The 26,378-nt window shown below is 39.5% G+C and carries 25 protein-coding genes and 1 pseudogene; 25 read left to right on the plus strand and 1 reads right to left on the minus strand.

The window, feature by feature from the left end; all coding sequences use genetic code 11:
• Window positions 1-67: 67 nt before the first annotated feature.
• The 25 genes and pseudogenes from KFO35_RS06880 to KFO35_RS06990 all read left to right on the plus strand — a co-directional run bounded on the left by KFO35_RS06880 (window position 68) and on the right by KFO35_RS06990 (window position 24,488).
• A complete protein-coding gene (locus tag KFO35_RS06880) occupies window positions 68-454 on the plus strand; it encodes a hypothetical protein (protein ID WP_002315065.1) in 387 nt (128 codons plus the stop codon).
• Complete coding sequence (locus KFO35_RS06885; RefSeq protein ID WP_002309327.1) at window positions 441-1,139, plus strand: CBS domain-containing protein; 699 nt, start codon at window positions 441-443, stop codon at window positions 1,137-1,139. Before KFO35_RS06880 ends, KFO35_RS06885 begins: the two co-directional genes overlap by 14 nt.
• A gap of 4 nt (window positions 1,140-1,143) precedes the next feature.
• Window positions 1,144-1,608 (plus strand): signal peptidase II, encoded by a 465-nt coding sequence (gene lspA / locus KFO35_RS06890; RefSeq protein ID WP_002309326.1) that lies wholly within the window; start codon window positions 1,144-1,146, stop codon window positions 1,606-1,608.
• Entirely contained in the window at window positions 1,605-2,516 is a 912-nt protein-coding gene (locus tag KFO35_RS06895) for an RluA family pseudouridine synthase (RefSeq protein ID WP_002315064.1), read from the plus strand. Before lspA ends, KFO35_RS06895 begins: the two co-directional genes overlap by 4 nt.
• A 235-nt stretch (window positions 2,517-2,751) precedes the next feature.
• A complete protein-coding gene (gene pyrR, locus KFO35_RS06900; RefSeq protein ID WP_002295862.1) occupies window positions 2,752-3,291 on the plus strand; it encodes a bifunctional pyr operon transcriptional regulator/uracil phosphoribosyltransferase PyrR in 540 nt (179 codons plus the stop codon).
• Window positions 3,292-3,304: 13 nt separating this feature from the next.
• On the plus strand, window positions 3,305-4,588 hold the full coding sequence (locus KFO35_RS06905; protein ID WP_002315063.1) for a solute carrier family 23 protein: 1,284 nt from the start codon (window positions 3,305-3,307) through the stop codon (window positions 4,586-4,588).
• A gap of 12 nt (window positions 4,589-4,600) precedes the next feature.
• Complete coding sequence (locus KFO35_RS06910) at window positions 4,601-5,527, plus strand: aspartate carbamoyltransferase catalytic subunit (RefSeq protein ID WP_002315062.1); 927 nt, start codon at window positions 4,601-4,603, stop codon at window positions 5,525-5,527.
• Window positions 5,528-5,545: 18 nt separating this feature from the next.
• Window positions 5,546-6,826 carry a dihydroorotase gene (pyrC, locus tag KFO35_RS06915; RefSeq protein ID WP_002315061.1) on the plus strand — a complete coding sequence of 427 codons (1,281 nt, stop codon included), beginning with the start codon at window positions 5,546-5,548 and terminating at the stop codon, window positions 6,824-6,826.
• Window positions 6,827-6,830: 4 nt separating this feature from the next.
• Complete coding sequence (locus KFO35_RS06920) at window positions 6,831-7,907, plus strand: carbamoyl phosphate synthase small subunit (RefSeq protein ID WP_002315060.1); 1,077 nt, start codon at window positions 6,831-6,833, stop codon at window positions 7,905-7,907.
• Window positions 7,908-7,911: 4 nt separating this feature from the next.
• On the plus strand, window positions 7,912-11,097 hold the full coding sequence (gene carB / locus KFO35_RS06925; RefSeq protein WP_156271852.1) for a carbamoyl-phosphate synthase large subunit: 3,186 nt from the start codon (window positions 7,912-7,914) through the stop codon (window positions 11,095-11,097).
• A gap of 53 nt (window positions 11,098-11,150) precedes the next feature.
• Window positions 11,151-11,927, plus strand: coding sequence for a dihydroorotate dehydrogenase electron transfer subunit (locus tag KFO35_RS06930; RefSeq protein ID WP_156271854.1), 777 nt, complete (start codon window positions 11,151-11,153; stop codon window positions 11,925-11,927).
• Window positions 11,924-12,856: a dihydroorotate dehydrogenase gene (locus tag KFO35_RS06935; protein ID WP_002315057.1), complete on the plus strand. Its 933-nt coding sequence runs from the start codon at window positions 11,924-11,926 to the stop codon at window positions 12,854-12,856. Before KFO35_RS06930 ends, KFO35_RS06935 begins: the two co-directional genes overlap by 4 nt.
• Window positions 12,853-13,566 (plus strand): annotated as a pseudogene (pyrF, locus tag KFO35_RS14155) (orotidine-5'-phosphate decarboxylase); the annotation flags it as partial. The gene KFO35_RS06935 and the pseudogene pyrF, both read left to right, overlap by 4 nt.
• Window positions 13,567-13,575: 9 nt before the next feature.
• Window positions 13,576-14,205, plus strand: a complete 630-nt coding sequence (pyrE, locus tag KFO35_RS14160; RefSeq protein ID WP_029744090.1) for an orotate phosphoribosyltransferase — start codon at window positions 13,576-13,578, stop codon at window positions 14,203-14,205.
• A gap of 593 nt (window positions 14,206-14,798) precedes the next feature.
• Window positions 14,799-15,215, plus strand: a complete 417-nt coding sequence (locus KFO35_RS06945) for a PTS sugar transporter subunit IIA (RefSeq protein WP_002309312.1) — start codon at window positions 14,799-14,801, stop codon at window positions 15,213-15,215.
• Window positions 15,212-15,682 carry a PTS sugar transporter subunit IIB gene (locus KFO35_RS06950; RefSeq protein WP_002315055.1) on the plus strand — a complete coding sequence of 157 codons (471 nt, stop codon included), beginning with the start codon at window positions 15,212-15,214 and terminating at the stop codon, window positions 15,680-15,682. Before KFO35_RS06945 ends, KFO35_RS06950 begins: the two co-directional genes overlap by 4 nt.
• A gap of 19 nt (window positions 15,683-15,701) precedes the next feature.
• Window positions 15,702-16,481 (plus strand): PTS mannose/fructose/sorbose/N-acetylgalactosamine transporter subunit IIC, encoded by a 780-nt coding sequence (locus KFO35_RS06955; protein ID WP_002313784.1) that lies wholly within the window; start codon window positions 15,702-15,704, stop codon window positions 16,479-16,481.
• A gap of 14 nt (window positions 16,482-16,495) precedes the next feature.
• Window positions 16,496-17,308, plus strand: coding sequence for a PTS system mannose/fructose/sorbose family transporter subunit IID (locus KFO35_RS06960; protein ID WP_002335700.1), 813 nt, complete (start codon window positions 16,496-16,498; stop codon window positions 17,306-17,308).
• A 52-nt stretch (window positions 17,309-17,360) separates the two neighbouring features.
• Window positions 17,361-18,338, plus strand: a complete 978-nt coding sequence (locus tag KFO35_RS06965; RefSeq protein WP_070704394.1) for an SIS domain-containing protein — start codon at window positions 17,361-17,363, stop codon at window positions 18,336-18,338.
• Between the two features lie 105 nt (window positions 18,339-18,443).
• Complete coding sequence (locus KFO35_RS06970) at window positions 18,444-21,173, plus strand: sigma 54-interacting transcriptional regulator (protein WP_156271856.1); 2,730 nt, start codon at window positions 18,444-18,446, stop codon at window positions 21,171-21,173.
• A gap of 11 nt (window positions 21,174-21,184) precedes the next feature.
• Complete coding sequence (locus tag KFO35_RS06975) at window positions 21,185-21,820, plus strand: HAD family hydrolase (protein ID WP_002315050.1); 636 nt, start codon at window positions 21,185-21,187, stop codon at window positions 21,818-21,820.
• A gap of 76 nt (window positions 21,821-21,896) precedes the next feature.
• Window positions 21,897-22,175 (plus strand): hypothetical protein, encoded by a 279-nt coding sequence (locus tag KFO35_RS14395; protein ID WP_073441419.1) that lies wholly within the window; start codon window positions 21,897-21,899, stop codon window positions 22,173-22,175.
• Window positions 22,176-22,212: 37 nt separating this feature from the next.
• On the plus strand, window positions 22,213-22,854 hold the full coding sequence (locus tag KFO35_RS06980; RefSeq protein ID WP_002288886.1) for a YfbR-like 5'-deoxynucleotidase: 642 nt from the start codon (window positions 22,213-22,215) through the stop codon (window positions 22,852-22,854).
• Window positions 22,855-22,896: 42 nt separating this feature from the next.
• Entirely contained in the window at window positions 22,897-23,589 is a 693-nt protein-coding gene (locus KFO35_RS06985; RefSeq protein ID WP_029743305.1) for a carbonic anhydrase family protein, read from the plus strand.
• Entirely contained in the window at window positions 23,586-24,488 is a 903-nt protein-coding gene (locus KFO35_RS06990) for a LysR family transcriptional regulator (RefSeq protein WP_156271858.1), read from the plus strand. Before KFO35_RS06985 ends, KFO35_RS06990 begins: the two co-directional genes overlap by 4 nt.
• Window positions 24,489-24,669: 181 nt before the next feature.
• Here the strand turns inward: KFO35_RS06990 and efbA are convergent, their stop codons facing one another.
• A complete protein-coding gene (efbA, locus tag KFO35_RS06995; protein ID WP_002315046.1) occupies window positions 24,670-26,376 on the minus strand; it encodes a fibronectin-binding protein EfbA in 1,707 nt (568 codons plus the stop codon).
• Window positions 26,377-26,378 lie beyond the last annotated feature (2 nt).

The raw sequence follows: 26,378 nt of genomic DNA on the forward strand, positions 1-26,378 counted from the left end.
TTGCACTAGGATCATTCTTTTTCTTTATTGTATTTTGAGCTATACTAAAGCATAATAGGAGGGTACGATGAAAACGACATTTATAAGAAAAACCGGTTTTTACGGTATGGGCAGCTCGATTCAATTAAGAATCAATAATGAAAAACGCAGTGTTCTCAATCATGAACAAAAGATAACGCTTGATCTGGAAGTGCCCTTTACGATGCAGGTCACCTTTTATTGGCTAAAAAGCCCCGTTTATACAGTGAAAGAAGCAAAGCCTGTTTATGTGATCACAATGAATGGTTTGATTCTTCAAATCTACCCGTTCTTATTTCTGGCAACTGGATTGGGGGCCGTTTTCCTACAAAATCTATTTTTCAGTTTTTTTGCAGTTATCGTGTTATTTGCGTTCTTTTTCTATATAAAAAACCGGGCATATTTGATCAAGGAGGAAAATTATGGCAAACTCTGATCTTTTTTTAATCAGTTTCAATCGAATCGAAAAATGGATGAGAGACGAGATGGGAAATGCACGAAACATGGGATTTACCGAACTTGTCAGACGCCTAGCTCAAAGAAAACAATTGATGATCAGAAAATATGAAGATGATCTTTTACAGCTTGCTCAGTTAAGGAATGCAATCGTCCATGACCGAATCGCCGTCGATTTTGTCATTGCAGAACCAAATGATTGGACAGTCAAGCGAATCCAGTTGATCGAACAAGAACTGATACGCCCAGAAACCGTACTACCTCGATTTGCAAAACGTGTAACAGGTTTTGAGCAAGATCTTCCGCTACTTGAACTGTTAAAGATAGTAGCAGAAAAAAGGTATTCACAGTTTCCGTTATATAATAAAGGAAAATTTGTAGCATTGATTACTTTACGGAATATCGGATTTTGGCTAGCAAAAGAAAGCCAAAAAGGTCCTGTTGATTTAACAAATAAACGAGCATTGGATTTGATTATCCAGAATGGGAAGTACACAAATTATCATTTTGTTCCAGCAAAAACACATATTTACGAGGTTGAAGCGATGTTTCGCGAGCAAGGAACTTTGGAAGCCGTACTTATCACTAAAGATGGGAATCCCGATGGTAATCTGCTTGGGATCATACGACCTCGCGATATTTATAAACAAATAGAAAAGGATTGATTTTTTGTTAATTATTTATTGGATATTCAGCGCTCTGCTAGTGGGAGTGGATCAGCTGGTCAAATGGTGGATCACTGATAATTTAGCGCTTGGAGAGACGAAAAGTCTTATACCAGGTATTTTGTCACTGAATCATATTCGAAACACTGGAGCCGCATGGAGTATGCTAGAAGGGAAGATGTGGTTCTTTACTATAGTGACACTCATTGCAGTCGTTGTGATTCTCACATTGATGATTAAAAATCGGGAAAAAGGCAATCGCTGGTTCATGATTGGATTGAGCCTGATTCTAGCTGGTGCGATTGGCAACTTTATTGATCGTCTCCGACTTGGCTATGTAGTAGATATGTTTCAAACAGACTTTATGAACTTTCCAATTTTCAATGTAGCAGATGTGACACTTGTATGTGGAGTGATCTGTATATTAATTTATATTATTTTAGATGAAAAGGATCAAAGGAAAAAATGACCGAACTTAAAACAACGATTCGCCATGAATCTGGTAGGATCGATAAAGTATTGACTAATCTATTCAGTGATTACAGCCGTTCGCAAATTCAATTGTGGCTGAAAGAACGTGCGGTTTCTGTCAATGGACAACCAGTCAAAGCAAATTACAAAGTAAAACAAGGAGACGAGATCACTGTCTTGATTCCTGAACCAGAAACATTAGATGTTGTCCCAGAGAACATCCCGTTGACCATCGTTTACGAAGATGAAGATGTTGCGGTAATCAATAAACCCCAAGGAATGGTCGTTCATCCTTCAGCAGGTCATACGCATGGCACAATGGTCAATGCGCTGATGTATCATATCAAGGATCTTTCTACGATCAACGGGGTTATCCGACCAGGTATCGTCCACCGAATCGACAAAGATACTTCAGGTCTGCTGATGGTTGCTAAAAATGACCAGGCACACGAATCATTAGCTAAGCAACTAAAAGATAAGACTTCTTTACGTAAATATGTTGCTTTAGTCCATGGAGAGATTCCTCACGAAAAAGGCACGATCAATGCGCCAATCGGCCGTTCGAAAGAAAACCGAAAAATGCAGGCGATAAGAGAAGACGGGAAGCCAGCTGTCACGCATTTTACTGTGTTGGAACGTTTTGAAGGTTTTACTCTGGTTGAATTAAAACTGGAAACTGGAAGAACACATCAGATCCGCGTGCATATGAAGTATATCGGCTATCCGTTAGCTGGAGATCCAGTATATGGACCGAAGAAAACTTTGAAAGGCAATGGCCAGTTTCTCCATGCGCAAATGCTAGGTTTTACACACCCGACTACAAACGAAAAGATGGTCTTTGAAGCACCTCTTCCAGAAGTTTTTGAAAAAACTTTAGAAAAATTAAGAAAAAACATTGCATTTTAATTTGGATAACGGTATAGTAATTAACAACGAAAGCATAAAACTTAATAGAATTCCTTTAAGTTTAGTCCCGTGAGGCTAAGAAGGGTGGGAGCAAGGATACGTATGGTGCGCCATAAAGTAAATTGCTCATTGACATAGTATAGCTATCAGTGTATCAGTATACGCTCAGTCTAAACATTCCTCCTGTCCTCTTAGGGCAGGAGTTTTTTTATGCAAAAAAGTAGGGGGAATGAAAATGCAAGCAAAAGAAGTAGTAGATCAGGTAACGATGAAGCGAGCATTGACTCGAATTACTTATGAGATTATCGAGAGAAACCATAGTATCCAAGATATCGTATTGGTAGGTATCAAAACACGAGGGATCTACATTGCATCAAGAATCGCTGAACGTTTGAAGCAACTAGAAGATATCGATATTCCTGTGGGAGAACTAGATATCACTTTATACCGAGATGACAAAAAAGAAAATCCAGAAGAACCGGAACTTCATTCTTCTGACATCCCAGTTTCCTTAGAAGGAAAAGAAGTTATTTTGATTGATGATGTTTTGTATACAGGACGAACGATTCGAGCGGCAATGGACGCAGTAATGGATTTTGGCAGACCAAGAAAAATTTCATTAGCAGTCCTAGTAGATCGTGGGCATCGAGAATTGCCAATCCGTGCAGATTATGTTGGAAAGAACATTCCAACATCTCGGGCGGAAGAGATTTTAGTAGAGATGCAAGAGCTTGATGGACAAGATCGCATCATGATTTTGAAAGAGGAAGATTAGAGGAGAGAGAAACATGTCGGAGAAAAAAGGATTTCATAATGATGACGTGGTGTTAGATATCCACGATCGCCCAACCCCAGGACATTGGGTTGGATTAAGTTTACAACACTTGTTCACGATGTTCGGAGCAACCGTGTTAGTACCTATCTTAGTAGGGATCGATCCAGGTATCGCGCTAGTCAGTTCAGGACTAGGGACATTGGTGTACTTATTTACTACTAAAGGAAAGATACCGGCGTACTTAGGAAGCAGCTTCGCTTTCATTGCGGCGATGCAGCTTTTGATGAAAACAGATGGTTATCCAGCGATTGCACAAGGAGCAGTCACAACTGGATTAGTCTACTTGATTGTTGCGCTGATCATCAAAAAGATCGGTTCAGCATGGCTGGATAAAATCTTGCCTCCGATCGTCGTCGGCCCAGTCATCATGGTTATCGGGTTGGGACTTGCGGCAAATGCAGCAACAAATGCTATGTATAATCAAGGCACATATGATTTCAAGTATATTGCCGTAGCACTGATCACATTAGGATTGACCATCTTCTTCAACATGTGGCTAAGAGGTTTTCTCGGATTGATTCCGATTTTACTAGGTATTATTAGCGGGTACATCGTAGCCTTGCTGTTTGGAATCGTGGATACTAAGCCAATCGTAGACGCTGCCTGGTTTGCTGTTCCTAACTTTGAGATTCCATTTGTACAATATGAACCAAAGCTATATCTTGGAGCAATCACAACAATGGCACCCATCGCTTTTGTGACGATGACAGAGCATATCGGCCATCTTATGGTATTGAATAAACTAACTAAACGTAATTTCTTTGAAGAACCGGGTCTTCATAAGACGTTGACAGGTGATGGCTTAGCACAAATCGTAGCAGCCTTCGTTGGTGGACCTCCTGTAACAAGTTACGGCGAAAACATTGGTGTTCTGGCTATCACACGCGTCCACAGCGTGTTTGTGATTGGGGGAGCTGCAGTTTTTGCAGTCGTTTTGGGATTCGTAGGAAAATTAAGCGCTTTGATTTTAAGTATCCCTGGACCAGTCATCTCAGGAATCAGTTTTATCTTGTTTGGCGTCATTGCAGCAAGCGGAATGAAGATTTTGATCGAGAACAAAATCGATTTTGACAAAAAGAAAAATCTGTTGATTGCTTCAGTTATCCTAGTAGTAGGAATTGGCGGACTTGTCTTTGAAGTAGGCACATTTACATTGTCGGCAATGGCGTTAGCAACTGTACTTGGCATCATTTTAAATCTTATCTTACCAGAAACTTCACGAAGCGAAGAAAACTAAGGAGGAAACATTATGATCATCAAATCAGAACGTATCAGTTTAAAGCATTTATTGACCGTTGAGGCACTTACTGACCAAGAAGTTATGGGCTTGATTCGCAGAGGGCAAGAATTCAAGCAAGGGGCTAATTGGACTCCGCAAAAGCGCCAGTACTTTGCTACAAACCTCTTTTTCGAAAATAGTACCCGCACACATAAAAGTTTTGACGTAGCGGAGAAAAAACTAGGGCTCGAAGTGATTGAATTTGAAGCAAGTACAAGCTCTGTCCAAAAAGGAGAAACGTTATACGATACAGTACTGACGATGTCTGCATTAGGTGTAGACGTAGCGGTCATCCGTCATGGTGATGAGAACTATTATGACGAACTGATACAAAGCAAAACCATCCAGTGCTCGATTATTAATGGGGGAGACGGAAGCGGACAGCATCCAACCCAATGCTTGCTTGATTTGATGACGATTTATGAAGAATTTGGACACTTTGAAGGACTGAAAGTTGCCATTGTAGGGGACATCACTCACTCTCGGGTAGCGAAATCCAATATGCAGATGTTAAAACGCTTAGGTGCACAAGTATTCTTCTCAGGTCCTAGAGAATGGTACGATGAGGAGTTCGAAGTATACGGACATTATATGCCATTGGACGAACTGCTAAATCAAGTTGATGTCATGATGATGCTTCGAGTGCAACACGAACGCCATGATGGAAAAGAAAGCTTCTCAAAAGAAGGCTACCATCAGGAATATGGTTTGACAGTTGAACGTGCGAAGAAGCTGCAAAAACATGCAATCATTATGCACCCAGCACCAGTTAACCGCGATGTGGAATTAGCTGATTCATTAGTGGAAGGATTACAGTCACGAATCGTTCAACAAATGAGCAATGGTGTCTTTGTCAGAATGGCAATCTTAGAAGCAGTGCTAAATGGAAAAGCGTAATTATAGGAGGATGAAAAAATGAAAACACTCATTAAAAACGGTCAGATCAATACACGAAAAAATATGACGACACCAGCAGAAATTTGGATAGAAGATGGGCGAATCAAAGCAATCGGTACAGGATTCTCAGAAGCCGAATTTGATGAAGTGTTTGATGCAAAGGGACAATTGATCACACCTGGTTTAGTGGACGTCCATGTCCATTTGAGAGAGCCAGGATTTACATACAAGGAGACGATCGAAGCTGGAACTCGCTCAGCTGCACGTGGTGGTTTTACTACTGTATGCGCGATGCCGAATTTAAATCCTGTACCTGATACGGCAGAAAAGCTGAAACAAGTATATGACATCATTAGAAAAGATGCAGTTGTGAAGGTATTACAGTATGCGCCAATCACAGAAAATCTGCGAAGTGAGAAATTAGTTGATCAAGAAGCACTGATTGAAGAAGGTGCTTTTGCTTTCACAAATGACGGTGTAGGTGTCCAAACGGCTGGAACGATGTATCTGGCTATGAAAGAAGCTGCGAAAAACAATAAAGCACTAGTAGCCCATACAGAAGACGAATCTTTATTATTTGGCGGTGTTATGCACGCTGGCAAGAAGGCAGAAGAACTTGGTCTTCCCGGGATCTTAAGTGTAACCGAGTCTTCTCAAATCGCCAGAGATTTGTTGCTAGCTGAAGCAACTGGTGTTCATTACCATGTGTGCCACGTATCTACTAAAGAGAGTGTCCGAATAATCAGAGACGCAAAAAAAGCAGGAATCCACGTAACAGCGGAAGTTTCGCCCCATCATCTTATTTTAATCGACGAAGATATTCCCGAAGATTTCGGCTTTTGGAAAATGAATCCACCGCTAAGAGGACGGGAGGACAGGGAGGCCTTGATCGAAGGTTTGCTTGACGGCACAATCGATTGTATCGCTACAGATCATGCCCCACATGGATTAGAAGAAAAAAGCCAAAGCTTCATGAAATCACCATTTGGCATCGTAGGAAGCGAAACAGCATTCCAACTGATCTACACTCATTTTGTAGAAACTGGACAATTCACATTGGAACAAGTAATCAATTGGTTGGCAGTTAAACCGGCTGAGATTTTTGGTTTGAATGCAGGAACGCTGACAGTCGGCGCACCCGCTGATGTAGCAATTTTTGATATTACAAAAACTTGCACGATCGATAAAGAAGACTTTTTATCAAAAGGGGAAAATACACCTTTTATCGGCTGGAAAGTAAAAGGCGAAACACAAATGACTTTTGTCAACGGAAAACTTGTGTGGCAGAAGGGAGAATAAAAGTATGGAACGTTTGCTTATATTAGAAGATGGAACAGTTTTCGAAGGAAAAGCTTTCGGCGCGGATGTAAATGTCTTCGGAGAAATCGTTTTTACAACAAGTATGACTGGTTATCAAGAAACCATCACCGATCAAAGTTTCAACGGTCAAATCATTACATTTACCTATCCTATGGTGGGCAATTATGGGGTAAATAGAGATGATTATGAATCGATTTCTCCAACATGCAAAGGAGTAGTAGTAAAAGAGCACGCGCGTGTAGCTTCAAACTGGCGAAACCAAATGACGCTAGATTCATTTTTGAAACAAAAAGGGATTCCTGGAATATCAGGTATCGATACGCGCGCCCTTACTCGTAAAATCCGTGAAGTCGGAACGATGAAAGCAAGTATCGTTGATGCTGGAGATTCCTTCGAACATGCATTTGATCAGCTGAAAGCAACCGTTCTAGCAACCAATCAAGTGCAGCAAGTCTCCACTAACAAACCCTATCCAAGTCCAGGAACAGGACGGAAAGTCATCGTCATTGACTTCGGCTTGAAACATAGTATTTTACGAGAATTGAGTAAAAGAAACTGTAACCTCACAGTACTTCCCTATAACACAGATGCCGAGACGATTTTAGCGCTATCACCAGACGGAGTCATGCTGACGAATGGACCTGGTGATCCAAAAGATGTGCCAGAAGCAATCGAAATGATCAAAAAAATCCAAGGAAAAGTACCGATTTTTGGTATTTGCCTTGGCCACCAGTTATTTGCTTTAGCTAACGGTGCAGATACCTATAAAATGAAATTCGGACATCGAGGATTAAATCATCCAGTCCGAGAAGTAGCGACCGGAAGAATTGATTTTACTTCTCAAAATCATGGCTATGCAGTCGATGAAGCCACGATTGATCCAGAAAAACTCATCGTAACCCATGTAGAAGTGAATGACGGAACAGTAGAAGGAGTCAAACACAGAGATTATCCCGCTTTCAGTGTGCAGTTTCATCCAGATGCTGCCCCTGGTCCGCATGATGCACTACATTTATTTGATGAATTTATGGAAATGATGGATGCAGGAAAGGAGCAGTAAACAGATGCCGAAACGTACAGATATCAAGAAAATTATGGTGATTGGATCTGGTCCGATCATCATTGGTCAAGCCGCAGAATTTGACTACGCAGGAACACAAGCTTGTCTTGCCTTAAAAGAAGAAGGATATGAAGTGGTTTTAGTAAATTCTAATCCTGCGACGATCATGACGGACAAAGAAGTGGCAGATCAAGTATATATCGAACCGATCACACTTGAATTTGTATCAAGGATTCTTCGAAAAGAGCGTCCAGATGCTCTCCTTCCAACTTTAGGCGGACAGACAGGCCTCAATATGGCAATGGAGCTGGCAGCATATGGTATTTTAGAAGAATTGAACATAGAACTTCTAGGAACGAAGCTTTCTGCGATCGATCAAGCAGAAGACCGTGATCTATTCAAACAGTTGATGAAAGAATTGAATCAGCCGATCCCCGAATCTGAAATCGTCAATACAGTAGAAGAAGCTGTAGCGTTTGCAAATAAAATCGGCTATCCCGTCATCGTTCGTCCAGCCTTTACTTTAGGCGGGACTGGTGGAGGCATGTGTGAAAATGAAGAAGAATTACGAACAGTCTCAGAAAATGGATTAAGTCTTTCCCCAGCTACCCAATGTTTGATTGAACGAAGTATTGCGGGTTTTAAAGAAATTGAATATGAAGTGATGAGAGATTCGGCTGATAATGCAATCGTTGTCTGCAATATGGAAAATTTTGACCCAGTGGGTATCCATACAGGTGATTCTATCGTATTTGCTCCTAGCCAGACATTGTCTGACCATGAATATCAAATGCTTCGTGATGCTTCTCTTTCGATTATTCGAGCACTTAAGATCGAAGGAGGCTGTAACGTCCAACTTGCTCTTGATCCACATAGCTTTAATTATTATGTGATTGAAGTCAATCCGCGTGTTTCTCGTTCATCGGCGTTAGCAAGTAAGGCGACTGGTTATCCGATCGCTAAGCTAGCTGCTAAAATAGCGCTTGGATTAACACTAGACGAAATGAAAAATCCTGTCACAGGAACGACTTTTGCAGAATTTGAACCTGCATTAGATTATGTTGTAGCTAAAATTCCTCGCTGGCCATTTGATAAGTTTGAAAACGGAGAACGGCTTTTAGGCACACAGATGAAAGCAACTGGTGAAGTGATGGCTATCGGTCGAAATATCGAAGAGTCTTTATTGAAAGCTGTGCGTTCTTTAGAAATCGGTACACACCATATCGAACTTCCTGAGTTGGCAGACATCACGGACGATGACCTAATCCAAAAAGTGGTTCGAGCACAAGATGATCGCCTGTTTTATGTAGCTGAAGCTATTAGAAGAGGGTACACCATAGAAGAATTGGCAGATTTGACAAAAATCGATTTATTCTTTTTAGATAAACTGTTGCATATCGTAGAAATCGAACAGCAGTTGAAACAGCAGCCGTTGGATGACAGGATATTGAAAACAGCGAAACAAAATGGTTTTACAGACAAAAAAGTGGCGGAGCTGTGGGAAATAAACGAAGAAGCCGTTCGCCAGATGAGAAAAGAAAATGATTTGATTCCTGTATATAAGATGGTTGACACTTGTGCAGCGGAATTCGAATCAAAAACGCCTTATTTTTATAGTTCCTATGAATATGAAAATGAAAGTTCACGATCAGAAAAGCCCTCAGTTCTAGTACTGGGATCTGGTCCTATCCGTATCGGACAAGGAGTTGAATTTGACTATGCGACTGTGCATTCTGTCAAAGCAATCCAGCAGGCAGGATACGAGGCAATCATCATGAACAGCAATCCGGAAACAGTTTCTACTGACTTTTCTATTTCGGATAAATTATATTTTGAGCCATTGACCTTCGAAGATGTGATGAATGTGATCGAGCTAGAACAGCCGATAGGAGTAATCGTTCAATTCGGTGGTCAGACAGCAATCAACTTAGCCGAACCTTTGACTGCTGCTGGTGTAAAAATCTTAGGGACAACGATCGAAGACTTGGATCGTGCGGAAAATCGTGATTTATTCGAGCAAGCGCTGAAAGAGTTGGGTATTCCTCAACCTTTAGGGGATACTGCTACAAGTAAAGAAGAAGCCGTGGTTATCGCTTCGAGAATTGGTTATCCAGTTCTTGTTCGTCCAAGCTATGTATTAGGCGGGCGTGCGATGGAAATCGTTGAAAATCAGCGAGATTTAGAAGACTACATGGAGCATGCTGTGAAAGCTTCTCCAGAACATCCAGTACTAGTGGACCGCTATTTGCTTGGTGGTGAATGCGAAGTGGATGCGATTTGTGACGGTGAAACAGTACTCATCCCAGGGATCATGGAGCATATTGAGCGTGCCGGTGTCCATTCAGGGGATTCAATGGCTGTGTATCCACCTCAAACATTATCTGAATCGATCAAGAAAACGATTGAAGACTACACGATCCGTTTAGCATTAGGTTTGAACTGTGTCGGGATGATGAATATCCAGTTCGTCATCCATGAAAATGAGGTTTATGTGATCGAAGTCAATCCTCGAGCAAGTCGGACTGTTCCATTCTTAAGTAAGGTGACAGGAATTCCAATGGCACAAATTGCGACGAAAGCTATTTTGGGAGAGAAATTAAAGACACTTGGTTATGAAAACGGACTTTATAAGGAAACAAAAGAAGTCCATGTTAAAGCGCCCGTCTTTTCTTTTACTAAATTGCAGAAAGTCGATACTTACTTAGGGCCTGAAATGAAATCGACTGGAGAAGTAATGGGGTCTGACAGACAATTAGACAAAGCTTTGTACAAGGCATTTGAAGCTTCTGGATTACACTTGCCTGAATATGGAGCCGTATTGTTTACGATTGCGGATGAAACAAAAGAAGAAGCACTAGAGTTAGCTAAACGTTTTACAGAAATCGGCTATAGTCTGATAGGAACGAAACATACAGCTGCCTATTTCGAAAAACATGGTTTGGTCGTTGAAACAGTTGCGAAAATTTCTGAGGAAGCAGCAGAAAAAAATGTAGTTGACTTGATACGAGATGGTAAAACACAAGTGGTTGTCAATACGATTGATAAAGATCGGGGAAATGCTTCTAAAGACGGCTTCATTATCCGAAGAGAAGCAGTTGAGCATGGTATTCCGTTGTTTACTTCTTTAGACACAGCAGATGCAATCGTTCGAGTGATGGAATCTCGTGCATTTTCAACCAACCCTATTTAACGGTGTACACATGTTAAGACCGAAAGAAGAAAATCCGTTACAGGAGGGGACAGATGAAACAAGAAATGATGGAAATCGTTCAGCAAAAACAGCTGGCACCAAAGATTTTTGAAATGACATTAAAAGGTGATCTAGTAAAAGAAATGCAGCAACCAGGACAGTTCTTGCATATCCTCGTGCCGCGTGCAGACTTGCTGCTACGCCGACCGATTAGCTTGAATCATATCGATCACGAGACAAATACTTGCCGTATTATCTATCGGGTGGAAGGTGAGGGGACTAGCGTCTTCTCTACTCTTTCTGCCGGAGACCATTTAGATGTCATGGGTCCTTTAGGTAATGGTTTTGATTTATCTGGTCTTCATACAGGAGACGAAGTATTTATAATCGGTGGAGGAATCGGTGTCCCTCCCCTGTATGAGTTATCAAAGCAGTTAGTCAAAAAAGGGATCAAACCAACGCACTTTTTAGGTTTTGCCACACATGAAGTCGTTTATTATGAAAAAGAATTTAATCGTCTAGGAGAAACAAGAATCGCTACTGACGATGGAACATACGGTATGCACGGAAATGTCGGTAATTTATTGTTAGGAACGAAGACGAAACCTACAGCTGTTTTTGCATGTGGTTCCAACGGGTTATTGAAGACAGTGGAACAGCTGTTTTCTTCGCATCAAAATGTCCAGTTATCATTAGAATCCCGCATGGCATGTGGGATAGGGGCTTGCTATGCTTGCATTTGTCATACGCCGGAAGATGAAACAGGAACAAAAAGTGTGAAAGTTTGTGACGAAGGACCGATTTTTAAAATAGGAGAGGTAATTATATGAATGAGAATCCTTTAGCGGTCAAACTTCCTGGCCTAGAATTAAAAAATCCTATCATGCCGGCAAGCGGCTGTTTCGGTTTTGGCAAAGAATACGGAAAATACTATGATTTGAATCAGCTTGGTTCGATCATGGTCAAGGCAACGACTCCAAATGCTCGCTTTGGCAATCCTACACCGAGAGTGGCGGAAACACCATCGGGCATGTTGAATGCGATTGGGTTACAAAATCCTGGTCTAGACGTTGTTATGCATAAACTTCTTCCAGAATTAGAGGAGTACAATGAGTTACCCATCATCGCAAATGTCGCTGGTGCTTGCGAAGAAGACTATGTAGAAGTTTGTAGCAAAATCGGCGAAGCGCCAAATGTGAAAGCAATCGAGCTGAATATTTCCTGTCCAAATGTCAAGCATGGCGGTATCGCTTTTGGAACAGATCCTGATGTTGCTTTTCAATTAACACAAGCAGTAAAGAAAGTTGCTTCTGTTCCTGTCTATGTCAAACTATCCCCCAATGTGACAGACATCGTTCCAATCGCTCAGGCAATCGAAGCTGGAGGGGCAGATGGATTTACAATGATCAATACACTACTTGGTATGCGGATTGACCTTAAGACAAGAAAACCGATTTTAGCCAATCAAACAGGTGGACTATCCGGACCAGCAATCAAGCCTGTCGCTATCCGTTTGATTCATCAAGTGGCAAGTATATCCAATCTTCCAATCATTGGGATGGGCGGCGTGCAGACAGTGGACGATGTTCTTGAGATGTTTATGGCTGGAGCAAGCGCTGTAGCTATAGGGACTGCGAATTTCACCGATCCCTATATCTGTCCTAAACTAATCAAAGAGCTCCCAGTGCGAATGAGCGAACTAGGTATTGAGTCACTGGAAAGATTAATCAAAGAAGTGAGAGAGGAACGTGAACGATGAACCAACTAAACCAACGACCAATCATTGCATTAGATTTTTCAACTTGGCAAGAAGTAGAAGACTTTCTTCGTTTTTTCCCAGAAGAAGAAAAATTGTTTGTGAAAATCGGAATGGAATTGTTCTACCAAGAAGGACCTGAAATCGTACGTTATCTAAAAGATGCTGGTCACGATGTGTTTTTAGATCTGAAACTTCACGATATTCCGAATACGGTCGAAAAAGCAATGCGGGGACTGGCAAAGCTTGGTGTTGATGTCACATGTGTTCATGCAGCTGGCGGTATTCGCATGATGGAGGCGGCAATGCGTGGATTAGAAGAAGGAACGCCAGAAGGTGGGAAACGTCCGCTACTTCTAGCTATCACTCAACTTACCTCTACAAGTGAAGAGGAGATGCATGCAGATCAACTAATCGAAGTTCCTTTAGAAAAAAGTGTGATCCATTACGCTAACTGTGCCAAAAAAGCAGGATTAGATGGTGTGGTTTCTTCTGCTTGGGAAGTAGAAGCGATCAAAGAAACGGCGGGAGATGAATTTGTTTGCTTAACTCCAGGGATAAGACCAGAAGGAACAGTCGCAGGAGATCAGACAAGAGTAGTCACACCTTCTCAAGCAAGAGAGATTGGCTCAACTTTCATCGTTGTGGGACGACCAATCACACAAGCAACTGATCCTTATGAAGCATACCGAACGATTCAAACAGAATGGAGTCAACCTAAAATGAATGTAGAACAAAGTATCGCAAAAGATCTATTAGAGATTGAAGCAGTATTTTTAAATCCAAGTGATCCTTTTACTTGGGCAAGTGGAATCAAAAGCCCCATTTACTGCGATAACCGAATCACGATGAGCTATCCAAAAGTCCGAAAAGAGATCGCAAAAGGCTTAGCAAGCAAAATCAAAGAAGCTTTCCCTGAAGTACAAGTAATTGCTGGAACTGCAACGGCAGGAATCCCTCATGCTGCATGGGTAGCGGAAATATTAGACTTGCCAATGGTCTATATTCGAAGTAAGGCGAAAGATCATGGGAAAGGCAATCAAATCGAAGGGCGTATAGTTGAAGGCCAGAAGATGGTTGTGATCGAGGATCTGATTTCTACAGGAGGCAGCGTCTTGGAAGCAGCTGAAGCAGCGAAAAGAGAAGGTGCAGATATCCTTGGTGTTGCAGCTATCTTTACGTATGAGTTGCCAAAAGGAAAAGCAAATTTCGAAAAAGCCGAAATCCCTCTTATGACGTTGACCAATTACTCTGTATTGATCGAAGCAGCTTTAGAAGATCGTTATATCGATGAGCAAGAATTAACTCTGCTAAAAGAATGGAAAAAAGATCCTGAAAATTGGCAGTCTTAAGTACAAAAACACTTAGATAATTGAAAAAATAAAGCTATGTTATTTTGAATATTTCTAAATTACCATTTCTCTACACCGTTATATTTTTAGAGGCTGGGACAGAAGCGTTTAACTCCAAGAAATAAGAAGGAATTCAGGAAAATTGCTTTTCAAATTTTTGTGAATTTCAGCTTATTTTCGAGGAGTTGCTTCTGCTTCCGCCGTTTATACGTGTATAGAGCGTGAGACAAAAGTGTTCTTTACTTTTGTCTCACGCTCATTTTTTTTCATAATCCTGCATGGATGATTTGGATGAGGAAATATATCCATAAGATACATATGCCTTATCTTCAATAGCATTGATTACACAAAGTATGAACGACTTCAACGAGTCAAAAACAGCCCCTTGACTGTGTGATAGAAACACAGTCGAGGGGCTGTTTTTGTTTTATATATGTAGAAAAGCAGTTCAACACTTTTACAAAATCGATTGAACACTTATCAGTAAATGATAAAAGTGTTGGGAAATAGTTGTAACTATTGATTTTACAGGCTTAACAGAAGTTGGCACGATATTTGCTTTATATAAAACTGTCAGCGAGGAGGAAATAAAAATGAATACGATTATTCTAGCTAGTCACGGCGCATTATCTCAAGGTCTAAAACAAACAGCTGAAATGATCTTGGGGCCTGCCACTAATATTTATGCATTATCAGCTTATCGAGATGAAGATGAGCCGATAGAACAACAAATACAAAGTATAGTTTCAAAATTAGGAAAAGAAAATCTATTTATTCTCACAGATATCTTAGGAGGAAGTGTCAATAATGAAATGATAGGACTGTTAAAGAAAGAGCCAGCAATACGCTTGATCACAGGAATGAATCTACCCTTAGTGATTTCAATCGCCACGCAAGTTAACCCAATTGCTGCTGCAGATTTAGAACTGATTATCGAAGAAAGTCGGCAGTCATTGATTGATTGCAATCGATTACTAAAAAAATCAAACGAAGGAGGAGATGATCTATGATCAAGTTCATTCGTATCGATCACCGATTGTTGCATGGACAAGTGGTGTTTTCTTGGAGTAAATCTTTGCAAATCAACCGAATTCTGGTGGTGAATGATGAAGCAGCCAATGATGAATTTAAAAAAATGTCTTTAGAACTATCAAAACCTCAAGGAATCAAACTCAATATATTTACCGTTGAAAATACATTGACAAAAATATCTAAAATAGAAACATTGAGCGAAAACATCATGATGATCTTTGGAAATACCAAGGATGTTCGTCAGTTTTGCGAAAGTTACTCAAACGTTAAGGAAATCAATTACGGAGGCATCATAAAAAAAGAAGGATCAAAACAATTCAGTAATGCTATCTTCTTGACTGAAAATGAGATAGAAGATGCGAAAGTACTAAAATCAATGGGCATCAAACAGTTCATGCAACAGGTTCCAACCTCAAAAAAAGAGGATTTGAATACAATGATTTAAAAAGAAAGGAGTTTACGTTATGTTGTTTCAATCGATTGCCTTAGGTCTGGTCGGAATCATGTGCATCTTGGACTCTAGACTACTAGGGAGGATGAATTTTGAACGGCCTTTAATCGTGAGTACGTTAGTTGGGTTAGTATTAGGTGACTTGGAAAAAGGTTTATTGGTTGGTGCTTCTCTGGAATTGATGTCGCTTGGTCTGGTAAATATCGGAGCAGCAGCGCCACCGGATATGAATATGGCGTCCATTATTGCTACAGCTTTTGCTATTCTATCTGGCTCCAATGCTGAAACTGCTCTGACTATTGCCATTCCAATCTCTGTGTTAGGACAAATGCTTGGAATATTGATGCGGACGGTACTCTCAAATCTGACACATTGGGCAGATAATTTAATCAATGAAGGAAAGTTCAGCAGAGCACGACGGATCCACATAATCTATGGTACGGTCTTATATTCACTGATGTATTTTATCCCTATCTTTTTAGCTGTTTACTTTGGAACAGATTTAGTGAAAAATATCGTGAGCAGTATCCCAGTATGGTTGACAAATGGTCTGACTTTAGCAAGCAAAATTTTACCAGCATATGGTTTTGCTTTGTTGTTACAAACGATGTTGACGAAAAAAATGATCCCGTTTTTATTACTTGGTTTTCTAATCACAGCTTACTCCGGATTAAGCATCACAGGTATCGCAGCTTTTGCTTGCATTGTGGCCTTTGTGATGGCACAAGTCAAATTCAATGGTAAAGATAATAGGACAGCTGTAAGCGAACCTGATCCTTTAGATGATTTATAGAAAGGAGTTTTTTTATGACTAAGAAAGATCAAAATAGTTGGAAGTATTGGCAATTTTTCTGGCGTTCGTGGGCAATACAAGCTTCATGGAATTACGAACGACAAATGAATATGGGGTTTATGTATGGGATCGCACCAATCATTGATAAAATCTATGACAAGCCAGAAGACAAACAAAAGAAAATCGATGCTTATGAGCGGCACATGGCTTACTACAATTGTACGCCGCAAACAAGTTCATTCGTTTTAGGACTAGCGGCATCTATGGAAGAACAATATGCCGAAGATCAAGAGAATTTTAATCCGGAAACCATCAGTGCTTTGAAGACTTCGCTTATGGGCCCTTTGTCAGGAATCGGAGACTCTTTCTTCCAAGGAACCATACGTGTTTTAGCCTTTGGCTTTGGAATCAATCTCGCTCAGCAAGGTAGTATCTTAGGCCCTATCTTGGCCATTATCATCTCCTTCATTCCGTCCTTTTTCGTTACATATTATGGCGGAAAAATTGGTTATAATACTGGGAATAAATATTTAGCGAAACTGTATCAAGAAGGGCTGATGGATAAAGTGATGTATGTTTGTACGATTATCGGTTTGATGGTCATTGGAGCTATGATTGCTAGCATGATTGGAATCACCACGCCGCTAAGATTCGGCAAGGCGTTTGTTTTACAGGATGTTTTAGATAATATCATGCCCCAGTTGATTCCTTTAGGGCTGACATTTTTTATGTATTGGTTGTTGCAAAAGAAAGTTCGGACCGGTTTGATGCTCACTATTTGTATCGCTGGTGGTGTTTTACTAAGTTTATGCGGGATTTTTAATTAAGGGACCAACCTAATTTAGGTTAAAAATAAATAGTATGAGGAGGAATTCAAACATGAATTCAACATTAAGTCCAAAAGATATCGTCAAAGAAATCATCGCGAACAAAGAGGTGGAGTCCATCGTATTTGTCGGCTGTGGTGCATCGAAAGCAGATCTATATCCAGCAAAATATTTTTTAGAACAAAACGCAAACAAATTACGTATCAGCCACTTTACGGCAAATGAATTCAATTATGCGACACCTCGCTCGATCAACGATCATACTGTAGTTATTTCAGCTTCATTGGGAGGTACGACTCCTGAAACTGTTCAAGCTAACGCAGTAGCGAAAGAACAAGGTGCCACAGTTGTTAGTTTAACACATAGCGTAGATTCTCCGTTAACGAAAGACGCAGACTATGTGATTTATCATCGTTTCACAGAAGATTACGCAGCAAAACTAGAAAAAACAGGTTACTGCTTAGAACTTGCAGTTGAACTACTAAATCAGATCGAAGGGTATAAAGACTACGATAAGATGATGGATGGTTTCGACAAAATTTATGATTTGTCGCAAGAAAGTGCAAAGGGAGCACGTCTACAAGCAAAAAAATTCGCCGAACGTTTCAAAAATGAAAAGGTGATATATGTTATGAGTTCAGGAGCGACTCATGAAGTTGCGTATTCCACTTCTATTTGTTTAATGATGGAGATGCAATGGATTCACTCTGGTACTTTCCATTCTGGTGAATTTTTCCATGGTCCATTTGAAATCACGGACAAAGACGTACCATTTATCTTATTGATGAATGATGGTCGTACGCGTCAAATGGATGCCCGAGCACTGACCTTTTTGAATCGTTTCGATGCAAAAATAGAAATCGTAGATGCACTGGATTGGGGACTGTCTGCCCACATTGCGAAAGAGGTTCTTGATTACTTCAATCCATTCGTCATCACAGCAGTATTCCGCGTCTATGCAGAAGAATTAGCTGAAGTACGCCAGCATCCGCTGACAAAGCGTCGTTATATGTGGAAATTAGAGTATTAAACTAGAGCTGAGGCCAAGTGCCTCGGCTTTTCTTCCCATGCATTGAAAAGGGTTTCTTATTCTCGTACAATTGATTGAGCAAGAGTAAATTGGGTGGTGTTGATCATGAACAAAAAAGTAGAAAAATATTTAAAAGAGCTGACAAAAAATTACAGTGAGCATCATGCAGAAGATTTTTCAGCTTTATCAATTAGCGAAAATGTCGGTTTAAATCGAAGTACAACAAGCTTCTACTTAAATCAAGGAATGAAAGAAGGAATATTGGTCAAGGTCAAGAGTTACCCCGTCTCTTTTTTACATGTTGAAACTTTAGCTGAACTTGGCATTTTCCACAGAGAATCTGAATATGAAACTTGGGAAGACTTATTTGCAGCAGAAAAAGCCAATGCATTAGAAACGGTGATTGGAGCAAATGGCAGCTTAAGAGAAGTAGTTGATCAAATAAAGACAGCAGTACTTTATCCTGGGAATGGGTTGCCTATTCTTTTATCAGGCAATAGCGGTTCAGGGAAAACATTTTTAGCAGAAAAAATCTATGAATATGCTGTAGCAGAAAAGGTCATCCCAAAAGATGCTCCGTTTATCTCTTATAATTGTGCCCAATATTTCAACAACCCTGAACTCTTGTCTTCTGCTTTGTTTGGACATGTCAAAGGAGCATTTACTGGAGCGGAAAAAGAACATATTGGATTGATAGAAAAAGCTGATAATGGCGTATTATTTTTGGATGAGGTACACCGCTTAAGTGATGAAGGGCAAGAAAAGCTTTTTACATTTATGGATACAGGAGAAATTTCACCGATGGGGGACAATGCAATCAGACATAAAGCAAACGTCCGTATGATATTTGCAACAACTGAGAATGTCTATCAAACATTTTTGCCGACATTTATTCGCCGTTTGCCAGTGATTGTCATGTTACCGAATTATGAACGTCGTCCGCAATCAGAGCGTATGCAACTGATAGACACATTTTTTATTAATGAAGCGAATATTTTGTCAAAACGCATCGATGTAAGTTATCAACTAGTGGACTTTTTGCTTAATAGTGACCTAGAAGGCAATGTAGGGAAGATAAAGAACATCGTGAAATATGTCTGCGGTAGTGCGTACGCCAAAAATCAAAATAGTCTGTCTATTCGAGTTCGTTTGAAGGATCTTCCAACTGAAAATACCATGCAGCTAAAAGAGCAGCTGAAAAAAACGATTAAAGCTTTACCAGACCGCCAATATTTGCCGCATACAGCTAATCAAGTCTTTTTAGAATCTTCAGAAGTCAGGCAAATCAGGCAGTTATTTGAAAAAATAGTGCAAATGTATCAAAAAGTTGAAAAGCAAGAATTAATGATTAAAGATTTTATTGATCATACGGTAAATCGAATCAATCATTTGATGGACGAGTTTATTTTTAAAGATAGTTATTCGAAAGAAGAATCATTTTATTCTGTACTAACCTATCAGATACGAGAAACTTTTGATTGGATGCATGAAAACTACGGATTGGAACAAGATGGTAATCGTGTGATTGCCCTGGCACAGTATCTCTACCATAAAAACAACACAGATATGATTGCAGAAAACCATGAATGGCAAAGTGTCAAAGACAAGTTGTTAGAATTGGTTTCGAGTTCCATAGATACTTCTTATTGGTATGCTAAAAAAGTACTAGGACATATTTCTCGACAATTAGATCAAGATTTTAAAGAGGAAGATTTGATTTTTATTTCCTTTTATTTTCATGGGCTGCAGATCACGCTAGGAGAAAAGAAAATCAAGAGTATCATTTTAGCTCATGGTTATTCTACTGCTAGCAGTATGGCGAACGTAGGCAATCGGATGCTGAAGCAGAATATCTTTCAAGCTTATGATATGCCAATCAATATCACGTTAGCTAAAGTCGAAGAACAAGTCATTCGCTTTATCAATGATCATCAAACGGACGCCGGGTTGATTTTATTAGTAGATATGGGGTCGTTGAACGAAATCGGAAAAAAGCTAGCAGATAAAATACGTGGTCCACTGCTGATTATCGATTATGTCTCTACGCCTCTTATATTGGAGATTGGGCAGTTGATTCAAAGACAAATGTCTATCGCAGAAATCAGCCAAAAAATCGATATAGAAAACAAAGTAAAAAAACAACTAATACTACCAAAAAAAGAAAAAACACAGGCAATCTTAACTTGCTGTTACACCGGAATAGGTTCAGCTACTCAAATACAAGAGATTTTGGAATCTTGTTTAGAAAATCATTGCAAAGAATTGACGATTATTCCGTATGATTACAAAAAATTGCAAAAAAATAAAATGTATGAGGATCCTTTCCAGATATATGAAGTATTGATGATTGTAGGAACAGAAGATCCCAAAATCGAACAGGTTCCTTATATTGGTCTTGATCATTTAATTAACGGTGAAGATGTTGAGAAGTTCATTTCAATTCTACAAGATTATTTTGACATACGTGATAAAGATTTAAAAGAACAGCTGATGTTCAGTTTTTCAATTAATAAAATCATCGAGAATTTAACGATTTTGGACGCAACCAAACTGTTGCGTTTAGTGCAAAGTGCTGTATCCGTAGCTGAGGAAACCTTAGAGATCACTCTATCTAATAGTAAGTTGTTTTTACTATACCTACATTGCTGCTGTATGATTGAACGAATTTTAAGGAAAGAAAGTGTGGATGAACAAGAAGATATAGAGGAATATACGACTCAAGCAGGGGCAGAAATGGAACAGATTCATCGTGCCTTTTTCGAGATAGAGAGTGAGTATACTATCAAGATTTCCACGTTGGAGTTACGATTGATTCATGAAATTATTTATGGATAGGAGGAAGGTTTGTGAATTTAGGCATGATTTTTGATATGGATGGTGTCTTAATTGACTCAGAAAACTTTTATTTTGATCGACGTATGCAATTTTTCAAAGAAAAAAACATCCTACCAGGTTCGACGAATAAGTTGGATTTCGTTGGACTGACAGAAAATGGGATTTGGGAAGTATTGGTCTCAGAAAAAGACCAACGAGCTAATCTTAAAAAAGAATACCTTGCATACCGGGAAAAACATCCTATTGACTTTAAAATAGCATTGCGAAAGGGTGCGGAAGACATCTTGGATTATTTAAAAAAGAAAAGTATCAAAATTGCTCTTGCTTCTTCTTCTCCGCAAAGAGAAATCGACAAAATGCTGACACAGAATGCTTTAGCACCATACTTCGATTTTGTCATTTCAGGGGAAAAGCTATCTAAAAGCAAACCACATCCAGAAATTTATCAAATCGCAGTAAATGCATTGGATGGTAGACATTGCATCGCAGTAGAAGATTCTCCTGTTGGTATTGCATCAGCAAAAGCAGCTAATTTATATACGATTGCATTAAAGCAAGATCTGCCCCTTGATCAGGCACAAGCAGATATCGTGATTGATGAGTTGAATGATATCATCCAAATAATCGAAACTTACGATATAGATTGATTCAACTCTCCGAAAAAGATTTAAATGCTCCGAAATTTCGTGAAATTTTTGAACAAGAATCTTAAGCATATAATTAATTGATTGTGAGAAAAAATGGCTATCAATCGATATAAAAACAATCCAAAAACTGATTGCGGGAAGCATCTTTTCATCAGGTATGAAAAGAAATTTCTATCGTAATCAGTTTTTGATTTTTGCAAAATTTATTTTGCTAAGACTGGTTAGCAGAGAGAAGAGAATAATCTCTTCTCTGCACTCTATTCTATCGAGATTTTCTCTATTTTTTGGTAAGCGAGCTGTTGCGAAAATGGAAAAGAGCGGAAATGTTGCGAATGTCAGTTATTTAATGATATGATATTCGGAAAAAGAAATCTCAAAGGGAGGTAACTTTTATGGGATTGAATGAATTTATTTTAGGATTGAACAATTTAGAGACGATCACAAGGGCACCTGGTTTTTTTAAATATACGGAGCATACAGTTGCAGCACATTCGTATCGTGTCGCGTCCATTGCGCAAGTTCTGGGAGATATTGAAGAAGCAAATGGGCAGCCAATCGATTGGAAACTGCTCTATGAAAAATCACTGAATCATGACTACACAGAACGTTTTATTGGTGATATCAAAACACCAGTGAAATATGCAAGCAAAGAATTAAGAGGGATGCTGCAAACAGTTGAAGAAAAGATGACGGACGAATTCATCAACCAAGAGATTCCAGCTGAGTTCCAAGAAGTTTATCGCCGTCGGTTGTTCGAAGGAAAAGATGAAACCGTAGAAGGAGAACTATTAGCCATTTCAGATAAGGTTGACCTTCTTTATGAGTCTTTTGATGAAATCATCAAAAATAATCCAGAAAAAGTTTACAAGGAGATGTTCATTGAGGCAGTGACTACTATCAAAAGCTTTGAACATCGGCCTTCTGTTCAGTATTTCTTTAAAGAAATATTTCCGGAACTATTGAACCAGGAATTTTATGGAAAAGAGGCGTTTTTAGAAACCGTCTCAACGATTGTAAAGAAAGAAGAAAAATAAAAACGATATGAGATGCAGGGGGAAGTATAGTTGAAAAAGAATATGGATGTCGAATGGGGCTATTCTGGAGACAGAGGTCCGGAAAATTGGGCGAATTTATGTGATTGGTTTGCGAGAGGTGCAGAATTTCCGTTGCAGTCACCTATTCATTTAACAAAAGGTGAAGAAATAAAAATGAAAGGAGATACACTTTCGTTTCATTATCAAAAGCAACGCTTTACTGACAAGGAATTCAAAAATACGATTCATTTAGTACCTTTTGATCAACTCAGTTATGTAGAGTTCAAGAAAGAACGCTATTATTTGACAGATATTCATTTCCACTTACCATCTGAACATATCATCGACGGGAACCAGGAAGATATTGAATTTCATTTTGTTCATATGAACAGCAAAAAAGAGAATCTTGTCGTGGGAGTCATGTATCAGTTAATGGAACAGGAAGGTTGGTTTTATGATCAAGAAAACGGAGAGAGATGGAATTTAGAAAAACATGAACACTGGGTAAATCCGGATGTCTTCTTTCCAGAGAAAAAAAGCCATTTTCATTATGTAGGTTCATTGACAACTCCACCTACCAGCGGGCCAATCCAATGGTTTGTGATGGATCATGTAGGAAAATTGAACCAAGAGTTTCTTCTACCCTTCAAAGGGCAGTATGCACAGCCGAACAACCGACCAATTCAACCCTTGAATGGAAGAGAAATTTATTATTTCGAGGAGTTTGAGGAATGAATATTCAACAAATGAAATATGTGGTCGCTGTGGCAAACAATGGTAGTTTCAGAGAAGCAGCAAAGAAAATGTTTGTTTCGCAGCCAAGTCTTTCAGCTGGTATCAAAGAATTAGAGACTGAGTTAGGAATTACGCTGTTTACTCGAACGAATCGAGGTGCATATTTAACAGAAGAAGGACAAGACTTCTTAAATCGTGCCGAAAAAATCTTGGTTCAGCTTGATACATTAGAAAGTCACTATCTAACGAGTGAAAAGAGAGACGATTTTTCAATCGCTGCCCAGCATTATGATTTCTTAGGTCCTTTGACCGCACAGCTACTCGAGGAATTCAAAGATGAAATCAAACAATTTCGGATCATGGAGACGACGACGGCGAGAGTGATCGAAGAAGTCAAAGAGCAGCATAGTGAAATCGGCATTATTTATATGAACGAGCATAATCAAGCTGGTATCAGAAGATATTTGCAACAAGGAGAACTAAGTGGCCGCAGCATTGGAAAATTTAAAACACACATTTTTTTAAGGCATGGACATCCGCTAGCTACACACGCAGAGATCACAAAAGAAGAATTGTTATCTTATCCTCAAGTTCGTTTTACACAGGATGGAAATAATTTTCCGTATTTTTATGAAGACCTTATCGAGATTCCTGATCAAGAAACAGTGGTCTATACCAGTGATCGAGGGACTTTGATGAATATCGTTCTTGAAACTGATGCGTACGCTTCAGGGTCTGGTATTGTGATTGGAGGAATTCGTGAGCACTTGCGGTTAATCCCTTTAGCAGAAGGCGAACTAAATGAATTTTATATCATTTATTCGGCAAAGCGCCCACTCAGTGAAATCGCTCAAAGATTTATCAAAGAGCTTACTCGGTTACTGGACCAACAGAATTAAGAAAAGTAGACGGAACATCTGACTGATATTAAGTAGAAAGAACAGCCAAACAAAACAGTTTATTCGAAATAAGGGGTTGTGACACGAATTTTGTCACAACCCCTCTTTTTATAGAAAGCAATCTATAACTGATTGCTTTTATGAAAAAGTACGAAAATATGATTCTAAGAAAATACATTCATTACCCGTTTTGTTTCATAGCTGTAATTTTCTCTTCTTCTGGTGTCACGATGACTGTTTTCTGATTTTCATAAATGACGTAACCAGGTTTGGCACCATTTGGCTTGCGGATATGCTTCACTTGTACAAGATCAACTGGTACTTGGGCAGAGTATCGGTATTTTGAAAAATAGGCAGCTAACTCGGCAGCTTCGGTAATTGTTTCATCTGAAGGCTGATCACTTTTGATGATGACGTGCGAACCAGGGATATTTTTTGCATGAAGCCAATAGTCGGTTTTCTTAGCTGTTTTCATTGTCAGCTGGTCATTTTGAAGATTGTTTTTACCGACAAGAATGAGCGTTCCGTCAGAAGAAAAGTATTGATCAGGCTGAGATGGTTTCTTTTTCTTTTGTTTTTTCTGTGTCTTCTTTTTCAAATAGCCCTCAGCAGTCAATTCTTCTTTGATTGCTTCGATATCCATCGGACCGGCAATTTCCAGTTGAGATAAGACAGATTCAAGATATTGGATTTCATCTTTGGCTTCTTGGATTTGTTCGCCGATCAACTTAACGGCGTTCTTCAGCTTTTGGTATCGATGGAAATATTTCTGTGCATTTTGATTTGGCGTCAGCGCCGGATCTAATGCTATTTTGATTGGCCGATCTTCTTCATAATAATTAGGTAAAACAACTTCTTTTGCGCCACGTGGTACTTGTGTCAGAAAGGTAGTAAGTAGTTCGCCATCTCTACGGTAATTCTCAGCGTTTTCGGATTCTTTGAGTGTTTGTTCACGTTTTTTCAATTTATTTTTATTTCGTTTTAGTTCATTTTCGATTTTTCGGATCAGTTCTCCGCCTTGTTGTTTTGCCCAATCTTTCTCCGCTTTTTCGTGATAATAGCTATCTAATAATTGACTGAGTGTTGGATAAGTTGTCACAGCAGATGCTTGTTCGGAAAATACCTGATAAACAATCGGCGTAAAAAAATCTTTATTTGTCGTTTCGTAAAAAGTAGGAATAGGGTGATTGATGATCGACGAGAAAAATTCTTCCCAAACAACCATTTTTTCATTAGGACGTTCAAGCAATCTCTTGGTCAGCTCTTGAGCAGTATCGAAACCGATTCCCTGAAACTGATGTTGGATTGCTTTTGGTTCTAGTTCAGTTTGAGAAAGTCGCTGAAAGATTTTTTCTTTATCGGAGCTAAATGGATTCAAGACCTCTTGTTTTGGCGGAGCAATGTATTCTACGCCGGGAAGCAAAGAACGATAAGTGTTTTGAGAGCTTCCGATGTGTTTGATCGCGTCCAATATTTTCCCAGTTTCTTGATTAACTAAGACGATCGTGCTATGACGTCCCATTAATTCAACGATCAATATGATATTCTGTAGATCGCCCAACTCGTTGCGCTTAGCAAAGTGAAAATGGATCACTCGATCGTTTTCGATTTGTTCGATGTTTTCTAAAATAGCACCATCCAAATACTTTCGAAGCATCATCACGAAGTTAGGCGGATTATCAGGATTCTGATAATCGATTTGGGTAATCTGTACACGAGCATAACTAGGGTGCGCAGATAATAATAATCGATGGTTTTTGCCGCGTGAACGAATCACCAGCACGATTTCATTTTCATAAGGCTGATGGATTTTCGAGATCCGACCAGATAGTAACGTTTCACGCAATTCGTTGACCATCGCATGGGTAAATACACCATCAAAGGACATGG

The sequence above is a fragment of the Enterococcus lactis genome, assembly GCF_015751045.1.
Taxonomy (GTDB): Bacteria; Bacillota; Bacilli; order Lactobacillales; family Enterococcaceae; genus Enterococcus_B; species Enterococcus_B lactis.